Below are 14,275 nucleotides of genomic sequence, written 5' to 3' on the forward strand. Positions count from 1 at the left end.
CAGAGACGAGGCACCATGACCACGACCTCAGCTGACTGCGCCTCCTGCGCCGACGAACGGGCGGCCGGCGCGGCGTTCTGCGAGGCCTGCGGGCGACCGCTCGCCGGGCAGACACCGTGCCCGAACTGCGGCTTCCCGGGCGGCGTCGGCGCCGACGGCTACTGCGAGCGCTGCGGCATGCTCGCCGGCCGGCCCCGCGACCACATCGAGGCCGACGGCGGCGAGATCGCGGCCGCGGTCACCGACCGGGGCAAACGGCACCACCGCAACGAGGACGCCATGTGGCTGGCCCTCCGCGGCGCCGACATCGACGTGGTGGTCTGCGACGGCGTGTCCGCCTCGTTCGACCCCGACGTCGCGTCGGAGACCGCGGCCACCACGGCCGGCGCTCTCCTCGCGCTGGACCCGGACGTCGCCAAGGCGATCACCACCGCCAAGGACGCGGTCGCCGAGCTCGCCAAATCCGGCGACCCGCGCCGGCTCTCGTCCAACCCGGCCTGCACGATCGTCGCGGCCACGGTGCGCGGCACCGAGATCAACGTCGGGTGGCTCGGGGACAGCCGGGCCTATTGGCTGCCCGCCGAGGGGCCGGCCGAGCAGCTCACCGAGGACGACTCGTGGGCCACCCACGCCATCTCGATGGGGGCCGATCCGCAGGCCGCGATGCGTGACCCGAAGGCGCACGCGATCACCGCGTGGCTCGGCGCCGACGCCGGGCCGGTGGTGCCGCGGGTCGGCGCGTTCACCGTGGTCGGGCCCGGCCACCTGATCCTGTGCAGCGACGGCCTGTGGAACTACCTCACCGACCCGGCCGAGTTCGCCGCCGTCGTGCGGGAGAGGTTGCACGCGGGCGGCACTCTGATCGATGTCGCCCGTGGACTGACCGAGTTCGCCAACGCCGCGGGCGGCGCCGACAACATCACCGTCGCCGTCGTGCCGGTGACCAACGCGCCCGTCGCCGTCGTGCCGGTGGCCACCGCGCCCGTCGCCGTCGTGCCGGTGGCCACCGCGCCCGTCGCCGAGATGCCCACCGCCGAGATCAAGGAGTAGGAATGCCGTACACCGCCGAGGCCTTCCAGAACGAGTTCCTCGCGCTGGGCGCGACCGAGGTCAACGCGATCATCACGGTCACCTCGTCCGGTGCCGAGGGCGGCCGCCGCACCTCCGGCGCCACCGAGATCATCATCGTGGACGCGTCCGGCTCGATGCAGGCCGAGGGGCGGATCAGCGCCGCCCGGCAGGCCGCCAAGGCCGCCGTCGAGTGCATCGACGACGGGGTCAACTTCGCGATCATCGCCGGCGTCTCGACCGCCCAGCAGCTCTACCCCGGGCCCGGCCAGCTCGCCGTCTCCTCGCCGCAGTCGCGGGCCGAGGCGATCCGCAACATCGACCGGCTGCAGGCCAGCGGCGGCACCGCGATGGGCGCGTGGCTGCTGCTCGCCGCCCAACTGTTCGCCCAGCGGCCCGGCGACATCGCGCACGCCATCCTGCTCACCGACGGCGACAACGGCGAGCGGGTCGGCTATCTCGAGACGGTGCTCGACTCGATCGCCGGCAAGTTCACCTGCGACAGCCGCGGCGTCGGCGTCAACTGGAAGGTCTCCGAGCTCCGCAAGATCGCGAACGCGATGCTCGGCACCGTCGACATCGTCGCCCAGCCGTCCGGGCTGACCGCCGCGTTCGAGCAGATGATGACCAAGGCGATGGGCAAGACCAGCGCCGACGTGCAGCTCAAGGTGTGGACGCCGGTCAACTCCACGGTCCGGTTCGTCAAGCAGGTCGAGCCCGAGGTGATGGACCTGACCGGCAAGCGCGTCGAGGACGGCCCGCGCGCCGCCCGCTACCCGCTCGGCTCGTGGGGCGCGGAGAGCCGCGACTACCACGTCTGCATCGACGTGGCCCCCGGCGCGGCCGGCGACGAGATGCTCGCCGCCCGGGTCTCGGTCGTCGAGGGCGACACCGTGCACTCGCAGTCGCTGGTCCGCGCGGTGTGGACCGAGGACACCGCGCTGTCGACCCGGATCAACCGGCAGGTGGCCCACTACACCGGGCAGGCCGAGCTGGCCGACGCGATCCAGGAAGGCATCGAGGCCCGCAAGTCCGGCGACGACCGCACCGCGACCATCAAGTTCGGCCGGGCCGCGCAGCTCGCCCACGCCAGCGGCAACAAGGCCACCGAGGAGCTGCTGGCCACCGTGGTCGACATCGAGGACGCGGCGACCGGCACCGTGCGGCTGCGGCGCAAGGTCGAGGCCGCCGACGAGATGGCCCTGGACACCCGCTCGACGAAGACGGTCCGGGTCGGGCGGGGCCAGTGACCACGTACACCTGCCCGAAGGGGCACTCCTCCAGCACCGACGACTTCTGCGACGAATGCGGCGCCAAGATCGGCGGCGCCTCGACGGCCCCGGCGCCGGTGGTCACCGCCCCCGCGACCGCGACACCTTCGGCCCCCGCGGCTGACTGCCCCAACTGCGGGGCGCCGCACGCGGCCGGCTCCCGCTTCTGCGAGGACTGCGGTTACGACCACAGCACCGGCAAGGTCCCGACGCTGACCGCGCCACCGGTGGTGTCCACCCCGGCCGCCGGGCAGTGGACCGCGACGCTCGCGGCCGACCGGGCCTACTTCGAGGAGAACGCGATCGAGGGCGTCGAGTTCCCGGCCGACGCCCCGTCCCGCACGGTCGACCTGCCCGCGCCGCAGGTGCGCATCGGCCGGCGCAGCTCGTCGAAGGGCACCAACCCGGAGATCGACCTGGCCGACGACGACCCCGGGGTCTCGCACAGCCACGCCCTGCTGACACTCAGCGTGGACGGGGTGTGGCTGGTCTCCGACCTCGGCTCGACCAACGGCACCTGGGTCAACGACGAGCAGCAGCGACTGTCCGCCGGCCAGACCCGCCAGCTCAAGGACGGCGACCAGGTGCACGTCGGCGCCTGGACCACGATCACCCTGCACGCGCCCGCGGTCTGATCCCCTTCGGTCAGCTCGGCCGGTGGAACAGCCGGCCGAGTTGATCCTCGAGGACCCGCAGGGCGGCCGCGCCGTCGCGCTGCCCGCCCAGCACACTCGAGCCCAGCCCGTTGGTCAGCGCGAGCAGCGCGGCCGCGGCGAGCGCCGGGTCCACATCGGCCGCGACCTCGCCCGTCTCCTGGGCCGCGGCGATGTTCCTGGCCAGCAGTGACTCCAGCTTGTCGGGATAGGTCGCGCCGTGCCGCTCGGCCAGCTCCGGATCGCTGAACACCAGCGTGTAGAAACCGGTGTAGGCCCGGGTCAGCCGCACGCTCTCCTCGTCCGTCGGCAGGACGGCGGTGAGCGTGCCGTGGACGACGCTGCGCGCGGTGACCGGGCCGAGCGCCCGGATGCTCGCCGACACCCGCTCGGTGAGCTGCTCGCCGAGATAGGCGAGCGCGGCCACCAGCAGCTCCTCCTTGGTGTGGAAGTAGTACTGCACCAGGCGGAGCGAGACACCGGCCTCGGCCGCCACCTCGCGCATGGTCGCCGACTGCAGGCCGCGGGTGCTCGCGATCCGCAGCAGGGCCTCACCGATCTGCCGCCGTCGCTGCTCATGGTCCACCCGTTTCGGCACGGCTTTGATGATACGCTTGTATCATCAAAATGTTGGACGGAGGCCCGATGCCAGTCGGCGAGTTTCGGAACGACAAGGCCCGCGACCGCTTCTTCACCGCCTACGAGGAGGCCGCCGGGCGTCTCTGGCCGTCCTCGTCGGCCGACTCCGATGTGGTCACCAGCTTCGGCACGACGCGCGTCCACCGGCTCGGCGCCGGCGACGAGACGCCGTTCGTGCTGCTGCCGGGCTCGGGCGGCCCGGCCCTGATGTGGCATGCCTATGTCGGCCGGCTCGCCGCGTCCCGCCCGGTGATCGCGATCGACCCGGTCGGCGAGCCCGGCCCGTCCGTGCAGACCCGCGCCATCGACAGCGGTGACGAATGGTCGCGGTGGCTCGACGAGGTGTTCGCGGCGCTCGGCGTCGGCCGGGCCCACCTGGTCGGCACGTCCTACGGCGGGTGGGTCGCCCTGCGTCACGCACTGCGCTCACCGCAGTCGGTGGCGAGCCTCACGCTGGTCGACCCGGGCGGTTTCGGCACCGTCAGCCGCAAGTTCATCGCCTGGATGATCGCCTGCGGCCTGGCCGGCTTCACGCCCCGGCCGATCCGGCACGCGCTGGCCGGGCGGCTGCGCAACGTGGCACTGCGCGACGACGATGCCATGCGGCTGGTCAAGGCGACGTTCGGCTTCCGGCGCCGGCACATCCTGCCCCCGCCGCTCACCGACGACGAGCTCGGCCGGGTCACGGCGCCTGCGCTGGTTCTGCTCGGCGGCCACAGCCAGCTGTTCGACGCCGCGGAGGTCGCGGCCCGGGTCACCGCCCGGATGCCGCACGCGGTCGCCGAGATCGTCCCCGAGGCCGGCCACGACCTGGTCCTGTGGCATCCCGGCGAGATGGCCGAGCAGATCGTCACCTTCGCCGCGGACGCCAGGACCAGCGCCTGACATTCCCCCGGCCGTCCGGCCGGCCCGCGAGAGGCGGCGTGGGGCCGTCAGGTGCGGGAGGCGGCGTGCCGGGCGTCGGCCAGCACGTCGAGCGTGGCCACCCGCAGGGCGTCGCTGCGGGTGTAGAGGGAAGCGCCCGGGCCCGGGCGGGTGCGGCCGCTGAGACCGCTGAACGAGCCGCCCGCCTCGGTGAGGATCAGCGACGTGGCCGCGAAGTCCCAGATCTGCCCGCCGGTCTGGATGGCGAGGTCGAGATCGCCGCGGGCGACCAGCAGGCCGGGGTGGATCGGCCACGGCAGCGCGGGCGTGACCTCCTCGATCGGGGCGACCAGGTGGGGCGCCCACGACTCCGGCACCGCGGCGAACCGGGCGCCCTCGAGCGCATCCGGCCCGCCCGCCGTCACGTGCAGCGGGGTGGCTGCCACCACCCGGCCGCCGACGACCCGGCCCTCGAAGGCGCCGCCGCCGCGCACCGCCCAGAAGATGCTGCCCTGCGCCGGGTGGGCGGCCACGCCGGCCACGATCTCGCCGTCCTCCTCGAGCGCGACCAGGATGAGCCAGCGGTCGTCGCCGCGCACGAACAGCGCGGTGCCGTCGATCGGGTCGATGATCCAGCGGCGGGACGTGTCCGGGCCGGCGCTCTGCCCGTGCTCCTCGCCGAGGACGGCGTCGTGCGGGCGGGCGGCGGCCAGCACGTCCCGGATCGCGGTCTCCACGGCCCGGTCGGCCTCGGTGACCACGCTGCCGTCGGCTTTGAGCTCCTGGGGCAGGTCGGCCAGGGCGTTGAAGTGCGGCAACGCCACCGCGGCGCCGGTGAGCACGGCGCGGTGGGCGAGCTGAAGATCCGTCTCCACCAGGTCATCCTGCACGTTTTGCCCGAGCTCCACCGGCATGTCGTCCTCCCCGATCGCTGCGTGTCTCCCCAGGACAGCGCAGCCGGGCGTCGGGCAGATGTCGCCGGCGCGAACATCAGCAGCCGGGACCGGCCGCCACCCCGCCGGCGATCGAGTACGCGGTGATGTCGCCCTTCACGTAGCCGGCCAGCTCGGTGATCGTGGCCGGCGCCTCGCCGTTGATGCCGACGTACGCCACGATGGCCGAGTCGACCGTGCGGCACGAGGCCCGGTCCGCAACGACTCGCGCCTGGCTCTCCAGCTTCGCCGGATCTAACGCTGAGTAAGAAACGCCGGCGACACTTACCGTTACTGCTGCGGCCATTGCTACGTGGGTCAGGTGCACCGATGCAGCCTACGCAAGATCACGCTGAGTGCAGGACTGCCCGATCGGGCGAGAATTTCGACCGCGAGGGCCACTCTGCGTAAGAGTTCTAATCCACGCCTTCGTCACTCAGCCGCCAGTGTGACGCGCAGGAAGGCCAGGATCCGGGCGGCCACCGCCGGGTAACCGGGGCGGCCCGCCTTGAGGTAGTCGCCGTGCCGGCCGCCCGGGACGGTCACCCAGGTTTTCGGCCACGGCACCGCCTCGTACGCCCGCTTGCCCGCGCTGAGCGGAACCGTCGGATCGCGATCGCCGTGCACGAAGAGCACCGCGACCCCGGCCCCGCCGAAGGCCGACGGTGGCCGCCGGCCGGCCACCGACACCGCCGCCCGGATGCCCGGGTCGTGCCCGGCCCGCAGCAACCCGAGGGTCGTGGTGCCACCCGCCGAGAAACCGACCGCGGCCACCCGCGCCGCATCCAGGCGCGGGTCCATCCGCTCGACAGCGTGCAGCACGTAGGCGGCGTCGGCCGGCTGGTTGCCGATGTCGGCGCGGTCCACCCGCACCCGGGCGTTGGTGTGCGGATAGGCCGGCGCGACCACGATGAAGCCGGCCTGCGCCCAGCTGGTGGCGAGCGGCGCGAAGTGCTCGGGCAGGCCGCCGAGCCCGTGACTGAACAACACGACCGGGTGTTTTCCGGTCAACCCGGTGAGCGACCAGATCATCGTCGGCAGCGGGCGGTCCTTCCCGCGGGCGAGAAGGACGATCCGGGTGGTCACGCGTGGGCGGGCCTGGGCCTCGGCGGCGCTGGCGCCGCAACCGGCAAGCAACGCCAACAGCATGACGAATGCTCCCCACCTGCGCATGCGGTCAGCCTAGAAACGTCACGCCAACGGACATATCACCGTTATGGGGGACGATGAGACGACGAATATTGCTCGGGGGCGGCGCGGCGGTGGCCACGCTCGCGACGATCGCCGGCTACCGGCGCCGAATGGCGGAGGAGGGCCTGGCGATACCGGCCGCGCCGGCCGGCGAACAGCGGCTGCTGCATCTGCCGTCCGAAGCCCGGGGCCGGACGGTCGACGTCTACACGGCGGTCCCGGCCGGTTACGGCGGCGGCCACGGCCTGCCGGTCTGCCTGATCCTGCACGGCGGCAGCAAACGGCCGGCCGACTTCGCCGCGCTCGGTCTCGGCCGGTTCCTCACCGATGCGGTACGCCGTGGAGCACCCCCGTTCGTGCTGGTCGGCGCGGACGGCGACCGGCTGTCCTGGCGGCCGACCGGTGGCGACGACCCGCAGCGGATGGTCCGCGAGGAGATCCCGGCGTGGTGCCGCAAGCTCGGTTACGACGCCGACCGGCTCGCCGCCTGGGGCTGGTCGATGGGCGGCTACGGCGCGCTGCTGCTGGCCGAGGCGTACCCCGGCTTCGTCCGCGCGGTGGCCGCCTTCTCCCCCGCCGTGCAGCCCGACGACGACGTGACCCGGTCGGCCGGCCTGCTGCGCGGCACCCCGGTCGGGCTGTGGTGCGGCAAGCAGGACGGCCTGTACTTCGACGTCCGCACGCTGGAAAAACAACTTCCCGAGCCCAAGGCGGCCGGCTCGTACGCCGATGGCCGGCACAACTTCGGCTACTGGTCCCGATGTGTGCCTAATGCCTTCGACTTCGTCGCCGGGGCTTTACGGCACTGATGACCGTTCCGTACCGTGGTTACCCAGAGCAACGGTCAACTCACGCTGGAGGATCCCATGCGTCGTGCCGCTGTCCTCGTCGCCGCCCTGGTCGCGGCCCTCTGGATCGCCTCGCCCGCCCAGGCGTTCGCCCACAACAACGTCCACAACACCTACCTGCACGCCGTTCTCGACGCGTTCACGCTGGTCGTGGTGTCCGCGCCGATCTGGACGGCCCTGCTGTGGAGCGGTGCCAGCCGATGGTGGCTGGCCGCCCTGATCGCCGTCGTCCAGGTCCCGGTCGCGATCATCGGGTTCGTGCCGATCGCCAACCCATGGCTCCACCTGACACTCTTCGTGATCGCGATCGGCCTCACGGCGGTGTCGCTGCGCGTGGTGCGTCAGCAGGCCCGCGCGGCCGCGCTCAGGCCCGCACCCACTCGCCGTTAGGCGTCCGGACGGTCAGGCCGACGACGTCGCCGGCCTGACCGTCCCGCACCACGTCGGCGACCGGGCAGCCGTCGCTCGCCGGATGCCAGCCGCCGCCGGGCTCGCGAACAGCGTGATGCCGGCAGTGCTCCTCGTCGGCCCAGCCCCAGGCGCGCAGGATCTCCCGGTCGCCGAGGTAGTAGCAGCCGACCGTCGCGGTGCGGCCCCCCTCGTCACGCCGGAAGAACCGGGCTCGCAACCCGGGGACCGCGATACCGTCGAGCGTCGCGGGCGACCGCGTTCGATGAACGTCAAAATCCGAAATATCCGGAATCACGGCAGTATCTAACCACTTGCGGACCAAGCGGTTAAGAAAATCCCAAGCATCCCGTACGTGTCGGTGATCGATAATTAACGCAGCCGACAACTCTGATGCCGGAGAATGGCCGGATGGTGGCCGAGACCCTGCCGGTCAACGGGATCGACATTTGTGTCGAGTCGTTCGGCGAGCCCTCCGACCCCGCCCTGCTGTTGATCGCGGGCGGTGCCAGCTCGATGGACTGGTGGGAGGACGAGTTCTGCCGACGCCTGGCCGCCGCCGGGCGGCACGTGATCCGTTACGACCATCGCGACACCGGCCGCTCCACGTCGTTCCCGCCCGGCGAACCACCGTATTCCGGTGTGGACCTGGCCCACGACGCCCTCGGTGTGCTGGACGCCCTCGGCATCCACAAGGCACACGTGGTCGGCCTGTCGATGGGCGGCGCCCTGGCTCAGCGGATCGCCGCCGAGCGCCCGCACCGAGTCCTGTCGCTGACCCTGATGTCGACCACCCTCGGCGCGCCGTCGCCCGGCGCGCCGGAGGCCCCCGATTCGCCCGGCTCGCCCGCCGCGGTGGCCCCGGAGGCGGAAAACGCCCCCGACTGGTCCCACCGCAAGACCGCGGTCAACCGGATGATCGAGGCGACCCGGGAGCTGGGCGGCCCGTTCACCGCCGACGACGCGCACCTGCGCCGGCTGGCCGAGCGCGTCTTCGACCGCACCCACGACATGGCCGCCACCCAGCTCAACCACTGGTGCTGCCCGACCGGGCCGGGGTTCCGGCAGCCGCTGTCGAGCATCAGCGCACCCACCCTGGTCCTGCACGGCACCCTGGACCCGCTGTTCCCGCCCGAGCACGCGCATGCTCTGGCCGCCGAGATCCCCGGCGCCCGCCTGGTCTGGCTCGACGGGGTGGGTCACGAGTTCCCCCCGGCGGCAGTCTGGCAGCAGGTGATCAACGAGATCGTCGACCAGTCGGCGCGCGGCCGTCAGCCCGCCTGACCAGCCTTTACCGGTTGCGGAGGCCGGCCAGCAGCACCGCGCCGGCGGCGAGTGATCCGCCCAGCATCGCCAGGTAGAGCAGGACCAGGACGAAATCGTGCGAGTACGGCAGCACGGTCGACACGGCCAGCGCCAGGAAGAAGGCGCCGCCGATCGAGCCCAGGGTGAGGACCCAGCCGGCCGACTTCTGCGCCGGCGTCCAGTGCGGCGACGCCGAGGCCAGCAGCATCCCGGCCACCGGCGCGACCACCGGCAGCACGAACGCGCCGGCCGACAGCATGCCGAGCGCGGTGTATTCCGCCGGTCCCCCGCTGGTGCGCACGGGCGGCATGGGCGGCAGCGGGGGCGGCGGGAGCAGGGCCGGCAGGCGTACGTGCGGGGGCAGCGCCCCTCTTCGCATCGCTGCGACCAGGTCCTCCGGCGGCCCTAACCGCCGCACGATCGCGGCCGCGTCTTCCAGTGGATCGACCGCCGCCACCCGGCGGGCGGCGATGTAGTCGGCCACCGTGGTCATCAGCGAATCGCGCTGGTCGGGTGACAGGTCGTCGCTCTGTGCCCACAGCGCGGCCAGGTAGTCCAGGACGACGATGTCGGTGTGGGCAAGCGGTGCGGTGCTCATCTGTTCCCCCATGCTGGTCCGGCGGGTAGGCACAGCATCGGCGTCAGACGATCAGTGGCACATCCGCCCCCGGGCGGAATCCGCGAACCCGTCTGCAACTTTCGGCCGATTCCCCTCATGACTGCCCGCACCCCGCCGACGTGTTCCGGCCGTAAGGGAAAGAGCGCCGACGGCGATCGCGGTGGGGGCTGCGATCGCCGTCCGGGGCAGGATGGGGACATGCGCCTGGTCTCCCTGCTCCCGTCCGCGACCGAGATCGTCTACGCCCTCGGCCTGGGCGACGACCTGGTCGGGGTGACGTTCGAATGCGACGAGCCGCCGCAGGCCCGCACCGAGAAGACGGTGGTGGTCGGCGGCCGCGACACCCACGACATGGCCCCGGCGGAGATCGACGCCTACGTGAAGGAGCAGATGGCGGCGGGTGGCGACCTCTACACGCTGCACGCGGGCGCCCTGGCCGGCCTCGAGCCCGATCTGATCCTCACGCAGGACCTGTGCCGGGTCTGCGCGCTGCCGTCCGGCCACGTCGATCGGGCTCTCGACCATCTTGGTTGCCGGGCCGACGTGCTGTCGCTCGACCCGTACTCGCTCGACCAGGTCCTCGACACGTTCCTGCAGGTGGGTGCGGCGGCCGGCGTACCTCATCGGGCCGTTGACCTGGTTGCGGCGCTGCGTGGCCGGCTGGCCGCGGTGGCGTCGGCGGTGGCCGGTCGCCGGCGTCCCCGGGTGGCCGTGGTCGAATGGGTCGATCCGCCTTTCACCGCCGGGCACTGGGTGCCCGACCTGGTGAAAGCCGCGGGCGGCGAGCCGGTTGCGGCCCATGCGGGCGAGCGCTCGGTGCAGATTGCGTACGCCGATCTGGCCGCCCCCGACCCCGACGTCGTCGTGGTCACCCCGTGCGGTTTCCACCTCGCCGGCGCCGCCGCTCAGGCCGCCGCCGTGGTGCCGCACTTCCCGCGCGCCCAGGTCTGGGCGATCGACGGCGACTCCCTGGTGGTCCGGCCGGGCCCGCGCCTGATCGCCGGCGTGGAGGCCCTGGCCGCGATCTTCCACCCGGACGCGGTCCCGGCCCCGCCACCGGGCACGATCGCCCGGATCGCCTAGAAACTGAACCGCGCCACCTCGGGCGCCCACGCGGCGAACCGGTGGCGGGGCGCGTTGCCGTAGCGAGGATTGGCCGCCAGCCACAGCCGCACCGCGTCGAGTTCCGGCCGGTTCGGCGCGACGGCCGTGCACAGCGGCCCGGCCGGCTCCCGCCGCAGCGTGTCGAACAGCTGCTTGGCCGCCTCGGCCGGCTGCCCGGTCACGACGGCGAGCAGGAACGCCACCACCTCGTGATCGCCGACCCCCTCGCGCGGGTGGTCGAAGTTGTCGAGGTCGCGCACCCGCGCTTTGAGCAGCCGGTACGTGTTCACAAAGCGTTTGACCGTGCGTGGCGTCGACCCGACCAGAGGCGCCACGTCCGCCATCGCCGCGCCCTCGTCCGGCGTGGTCTCGAGGTGCTCGGCCGGCGGGCGCCCGCGCGCCAGCCGGGGTGTGCGGCCGGCTCGCGGCGCCGTCCGCAGCTCCGCCACGTCGGCGCTCCCACCCTCATCGTGCGCGACGGGCCGGCCGGCCGCGGCGGGCTCCACTTTCGCCGGTGCGGGCGCCGGCTCCGGGCGGTGCCCGGCCACTCCGGTCAGCCCGGCGATCATCCGCCGCACCAGGTCGTCGCCGAGCGGCACGAGCCGCATCGGGACCTGGATGATCTTCTCGAGGTAGTCGGACGGGTGGGCGCTGTCCACGCCGAGCAACTGGGCGTAGCGGATCCGCAGCGACTGCTCCAGCCATCGGGTGTCCACGGCCAGCACGACCACGAACATCTCGAAGTTGAACAGCAGGTGCACCGCCTCGAGGACCTGCACCACCTTCGTGGCCTCGCACCGGTCCAGGTCGTCGATGGCGATCACCACCCGGCGGCCCTGGGCCGCGAACTGCTTGTCCAGGGCCTTGAACCGGTCCCGGGTGCGGGTCACGAGACTGAGCTGGTCGCGGTACTCGGACACCGTCGACAGTTGACCGACGACCGACGCCATCCGGTCGTCCCCGGCCTGCTCGGTGAGCTGCTGCGCCCGGGCGACGAGCCGCTCATGCGCGCTGTGCGCCGCCCGCGCCTGTTCGGCGACCTCCTCATGGTGGGCGACCGCGGCGCGCGCGGCGTCCGCGTCGGCGCGGGTGCTGAACCGGGTCGCCGCCGCGAGCCCGGCCTGCCCCGTCGCCGCGATCTCGGCGGCCTGGCTGCGGGCCGCCTTCACCTGACCGAGCGCGGTGGTGAGGTAGCCGGCCACGACGGTGGCCGCGCTGAGCACGGTCGCCGCCATCGCGGACCCGCCGAGCACGACCGTGACCACCGCGGCCGCCCCGCCCAGCACCACCACGCCGCCGGTGATCCAGGCGTTGCGCCGCCGCTTGACCAGGCGTTCGGTGGCCGTCGTGACCGCCGCCAGCGCCTTGGACTCCTCACCCGCGAGCCGCTCCTGCTCGGTGTCGGCCTCGGCCACCAGCCGCTGCGCCTCCTGCACCTCGGGCAGATCAGCGGCCGGGCGCGGCGCCACCTTGCGAAGCACCGCGTCGACGAGGCTGGCCCACAGGTTGGTCTCGGCGTAATGCCACGCGTTGAACGGCACGTCCACGACGTCGTTGACGAACCCGTCGTCGTGCGAGCCGGCCAGCTCCCGCAGCGTGCCGATGATCCGATCCAGCACGAACGTCTTGCCCGAACCCCACTCGCCGAACAATCCGACGGCCAGCGGCGGCCGCAGCCGGCGCGAGGCGATCAGCGCGGCCAGCGCGACCGCGTCCCGGTCGGCCTCCAGCAGGTCGGTGCCGTGCATGCTGTCCGGGTCGTAGCCGGCCACCGACCGGGACACGACGGTGGCGATCGGCCAGACCTCGACCTGGTCACCGAACGCGACGGCGAGATAGTTGCCGGCCCCGCCGGTGGCGATCGCGTCGACCGGCCGCCCACCGGTGAGGATCTCGGCGATCGGCGGACCACCCGGCTCGGACACGACGATCCGATCGTCCTCGGTCACCTCCGCCACCGCGACGGCGTCACCGAGATCGACCAGCGCATACGGCCCCTCCGGGAACGGGATCCGGGCCAGTGTCACGGCCGGGTCGTTCGTCGGCGGGTCGTTCGTCGGGTGGTCGTTCGTCGGCGGGTCGTTCCTCGCCGGGTCGATCGTCGGCGGGAACCGGAGCCGGTCGGCCGGAAGCGTGCTGACCAGCACCGCGTCCTCGCCCACCCGGAGCAGCCCGCGATGCCCGGTATCGTCGACGGCGAGCACCTCGGTCGCGCCGGGCAGCACCACGTCCTCGGCCGGACCGCCGCGCCCCCACCACCGCGTGACGCCGGACGTCCGGGCGAGCCACGCCGGTGGTCCACCGGCGAGCAGACCCTCAGCCGGCTCGGTGATCCCGCTCGGTGGGTCATTATCAGCCGGATTGCCCTGCTCCGGCCGATGCAGATGGAGACCGGCGCTGTCGTTGCGCAGCACCAGGATGCCGTCGTAGTCCCAGCCCAGCGAGATCGCTTCGGCGTCCGGGCCGCCGACCCGGCCGACCTCACCGTCCCGCTCCGCCCGAAACAGGCCGGCTTCGCCGAGAACCGCAACCCGATCTCCGTACGGCGAGAACGCGATCAGCCGAGTCGGCCCGGGAAAGTGCACCGTGCGTTCGGCCGGCGCACCGAGCGCGGCGGCCAGCAGCGGCTGGTTCTCGGCCCGGGTACGGCCCTCGTCGCTGAGCGCGTCCCAATAGGTCTCGCCGCCGTCGGCCAGCCGGGCCGTCGAGCATTCCTGGATCAGCCCGGTGCGCAGCAGAATCCGTCCGACCACCCCGTCCAGGGCCAGCCCGATCGCGACGGCGGCCACGTCGATCTCGGCCAGCCGTTTCCGGTCCCACTGCTCCTCCACCACGGCGAGCAGGTGCTCCGGGTCGGCCACACTCTTGCCCAGCCCGTCGAGCCCACCCGGCCGCTCGCTCCCGGTGGCCGCAGCGATCGCATCGGCCGCCAAGCCCCCGGCCGACATCTGCGCCGGCTGTCCGCCCGCGCCGGCCTTCGCCGGATCCCGGCCCAGCAACCGGCGGACCGCTTCCGTGCGGGGCCAGGGCGGCTCGGCGGTGGCCTGCTCGCCGGTGGCAGGTGCCTCCGCCTCGGGCGGATGGCGCAGCGAATCCATGAAACCGCGCGCCGCGGCGCTGGGGAGCGGCTCTTCCGGCGCTTTCCCGGCGGTGTCGTCGTGAGTCTCGGCCGGATTCGGTAACTGGGTCATGGTGGCCACCTCCGCAGCTGCGGCCACTCAGTCTGAGTCGGCCGCCTCAGCGAAGCGGTCGGTAACCCGACTACCCCCGGACGCTGCGTAAACCGGCAGCGGATCGCCGATGTGGGGCGACGCGTTTCACGAATACCGGCACGGCCCATCGACGACCTCAGCCATCAGCGCCCACCCGGCCG

Annotated in this window: 15 protein-coding genes; 8 read left to right on the forward strand and 7 right to left on the reverse strand. The window is 72.9% G+C overall.

Annotated features, from left to right (window positions below):
* The first annotated feature begins 15 nt into the window (after window positions 1–15).
* The 3 genes from AB0E90_RS05335 to AB0E90_RS05345 are packed head-to-tail and all read left to right on the forward strand — an operon-like array spanning window position 16 to window position 2,974.
* On the forward strand, window positions 16–1,050 hold the full coding sequence (locus AB0E90_RS05335; RefSeq protein WP_360399579.1) for a PP2C family serine/threonine-protein phosphatase: 1,035 nt from the start codon (window positions 16–18) through the stop codon (window positions 1,048–1,050).
* A gap of 2 nt (window positions 1,051–1,052) precedes the next feature.
* Window positions 1,053–2,318, forward strand: a complete 1,266-nt coding sequence (locus tag AB0E90_RS05340) for a VWA domain-containing protein (RefSeq protein WP_360399582.1) — start codon at window positions 1,053–1,055, stop codon at window positions 2,316–2,318.
* On the forward strand, window positions 2,315–2,974 hold the full coding sequence (locus tag AB0E90_RS05345; RefSeq protein WP_360399585.1) for an FHA domain-containing protein: 660 nt from the start codon (window positions 2,315–2,317) through the stop codon (window positions 2,972–2,974). Before AB0E90_RS05340 ends, AB0E90_RS05345 begins: the two co-directional genes overlap by 4 nt.
* 10 nt (window positions 2,975–2,984) lie before the next feature.
* Here the strand turns inward: AB0E90_RS05345 and AB0E90_RS05350 are convergent, their stop codons facing one another.
* Window positions 2,985–3,590 (reverse strand): TetR/AcrR family transcriptional regulator, encoded by a 606-nt coding sequence (locus tag AB0E90_RS05350; protein WP_360399588.1) that lies wholly within the window; start codon window positions 3,588–3,590, stop codon window positions 2,985–2,987.
* 47 nt (window positions 3,591–3,637) lie between these two features.
* Here AB0E90_RS05350 and AB0E90_RS05355 point away from each other — a divergent pair, with 47 nt between their 5' ends.
* Window positions 3,638–4,516 carry an alpha/beta fold hydrolase gene (locus AB0E90_RS05355; protein WP_360399590.1) on the forward strand — a complete coding sequence of 293 codons (879 nt, stop codon included), beginning with the start codon at window positions 3,638–3,640 and terminating at the stop codon, window positions 4,514–4,516.
* A 47-nt stretch (window positions 4,517–4,563) separates the two neighbouring features.
* Here the strand turns inward: AB0E90_RS05355 and AB0E90_RS05360 are convergent, their stop codons facing one another.
* From AB0E90_RS05360 to AB0E90_RS05370, 3 genes are all read right to left on the reverse strand, one after another.
* Window positions 4,564–5,409: an inositol monophosphatase gene (locus tag AB0E90_RS05360; protein ID WP_360399593.1), complete on the reverse strand. Its 846-nt coding sequence runs from the start codon at window positions 5,407–5,409 to the stop codon at window positions 4,564–4,566.
* Between the two features lie 76 nt (window positions 5,410–5,485).
* Window positions 5,486–5,755: a hypothetical protein gene (locus AB0E90_RS05365; protein WP_360399596.1), complete on the reverse strand. Its 270-nt coding sequence runs from the start codon at window positions 5,753–5,755 to the stop codon at window positions 5,486–5,488.
* Between the two features lie 104 nt (window positions 5,756–5,859).
* On the reverse strand, window positions 5,860–6,600 hold the full coding sequence (locus tag AB0E90_RS05370) for a dienelactone hydrolase family protein (RefSeq protein ID WP_360399599.1): 741 nt from the start codon (window positions 6,598–6,600) through the stop codon (window positions 5,860–5,862).
* Between the two features lie 53 nt (window positions 6,601–6,653).
* On the opposite strand from AB0E90_RS05370, the gene AB0E90_RS05375 reads away from it, so the two are divergent.
* Together AB0E90_RS05375 and AB0E90_RS05380 are read left to right on the forward strand one after the other, a co-directional pair.
* Window positions 6,654–7,427 (forward strand): alpha/beta hydrolase-fold protein, encoded by a 774-nt coding sequence (locus tag AB0E90_RS05375; protein WP_360399602.1) that lies wholly within the window; start codon window positions 6,654–6,656, stop codon window positions 7,425–7,427.
* A 57-nt stretch (window positions 7,428–7,484) separates the two neighbouring features.
* Window positions 7,485–7,856, forward strand: a complete 372-nt coding sequence (locus AB0E90_RS05380) for a hypothetical protein (RefSeq protein WP_360399605.1) — start codon at window positions 7,485–7,487, stop codon at window positions 7,854–7,856.
* On the opposite strand, the gene AB0E90_RS05385 is transcribed toward AB0E90_RS05380, so the two are convergent.
* Window positions 7,831–8,094: a hypothetical protein gene (locus AB0E90_RS05385; protein ID WP_360399608.1), complete on the reverse strand. Its 264-nt coding sequence runs from the start codon at window positions 8,092–8,094 to the stop codon at window positions 7,831–7,833. The genes AB0E90_RS05380 and AB0E90_RS05385 overlap by 26 nt on opposite strands.
* Before the next feature lie 191 nt (window positions 8,095–8,285).
* Here AB0E90_RS05385 and AB0E90_RS05390 point away from each other — a divergent pair, with 191 nt between their 5' ends.
* The gene (locus AB0E90_RS05390; RefSeq protein WP_360399611.1) at window positions 8,286–9,158 is read left to right on the forward strand and encodes an alpha/beta hydrolase; all 873 of its coding nucleotides are present in this window, start codon (window positions 8,286–8,288) and stop codon (window positions 9,156–9,158) included.
* 7 nt (window positions 9,159–9,165) lie between these two features.
* Here AB0E90_RS05390 and AB0E90_RS05395 read toward each other — a convergent pair whose 3' ends face one another.
* Window positions 9,166–9,777, reverse strand: a complete 612-nt coding sequence (locus tag AB0E90_RS05395) for a hypothetical protein (RefSeq protein WP_360399614.1) — start codon at window positions 9,775–9,777, stop codon at window positions 9,166–9,168.
* 219 nt (window positions 9,778–9,996) lie between these two features.
* Here AB0E90_RS05395 and AB0E90_RS05400 point away from each other — a divergent pair, with 219 nt between their 5' ends.
* On the forward strand, window positions 9,997–10,881 hold the full coding sequence (locus AB0E90_RS05400; RefSeq protein ID WP_360399617.1) for an ABC transporter substrate-binding protein: 885 nt from the start codon (window positions 9,997–9,999) through the stop codon (window positions 10,879–10,881).
* Here AB0E90_RS05400 and AB0E90_RS05405 read toward each other — a convergent pair.
* Window positions 10,878–14,093, reverse strand: a complete 3,216-nt coding sequence (locus AB0E90_RS05405) for a P-loop NTPase fold protein (protein ID WP_360399620.1) — start codon at window positions 14,091–14,093, stop codon at window positions 10,878–10,880. The genes AB0E90_RS05400 and AB0E90_RS05405 overlap by 4 nt on opposite strands.
* Window positions 14,094–14,275: the final 182 nt, after the last annotated feature.

Origin of the sequence: Actinoplanes sp. NPDC026619 (assembly GCF_040638295.1) — a bacterium.
In the GTDB taxonomy this organism is placed as follows: Bacteria; Actinomycetota; Actinomycetes; order Mycobacteriales; family Micromonosporaceae; genus Actinoplanes.

What these genes read in the sequence shown, in the direction of transcription:
- AB0E90_RS05400 (WP_360399617.1), top strand. Translation starts at nt 9,997, where the DNA reads ATGCGCCTGGTCTCCCTGCTCCCGTCCGCGACCGAGATCGTCTACGCC.
- AB0E90_RS05335 (WP_360399579.1), top strand. Translation starts at nt 16, where the DNA reads ATGACCACGACCTCAGCTGACTGCGCCTCCTGCGCCGACGAACGGGCG.
- AB0E90_RS05340 (WP_360399582.1), top strand. Translation starts at nt 1,053, where the DNA reads ATGCCGTACACCGCCGAGGCCTTCCAGAACGAGTTCCTCGCGCTGGGC.
- AB0E90_RS05380 (WP_360399605.1), top strand. Translation starts at nt 7,485, where the DNA reads ATGCGTCGTGCCGCTGTCCTCGTCGCCGCCCTGGTCGCGGCCCTCTGG.
- AB0E90_RS05405 (WP_360399620.1), bottom strand. Translation starts at nt 14,093, where the DNA reads ATGACCCAGTTACCGAATCCGGCCGAGACTCACGACGACACCGCCGGG.
- AB0E90_RS05390 (WP_360399611.1), top strand. Translation starts at nt 8,286, where the DNA reads ATGGTGGCCGAGACCCTGCCGGTCAACGGGATCGACATTTGTGTCGAG.
- AB0E90_RS05355 (WP_360399590.1), top strand. Translation starts at nt 3,638, where the DNA reads ATGCCAGTCGGCGAGTTTCGGAACGACAAGGCCCGCGACCGCTTCTTC.
- AB0E90_RS05370 (WP_360399599.1), bottom strand. Translation starts at nt 6,600, where the DNA reads ATGCGCAGGTGGGGAGCATTCGTCATGCTGTTGGCGTTGCTTGCCGGT.
- AB0E90_RS05395 (WP_360399614.1), bottom strand. Translation starts at nt 9,777, where the DNA reads ATGAGCACCGCACCGCTTGCCCACACCGACATCGTCGTCCTGGACTAC.
- AB0E90_RS05360 (WP_360399593.1), bottom strand. Translation starts at nt 5,409, where the DNA reads ATGCCGGTGGAGCTCGGGCAAAACGTGCAGGATGACCTGGTGGAGACG.
- AB0E90_RS05375 (WP_360399602.1), top strand. Translation starts at nt 6,654, where the DNA reads ATGAGACGACGAATATTGCTCGGGGGCGGCGCGGCGGTGGCCACGCTC.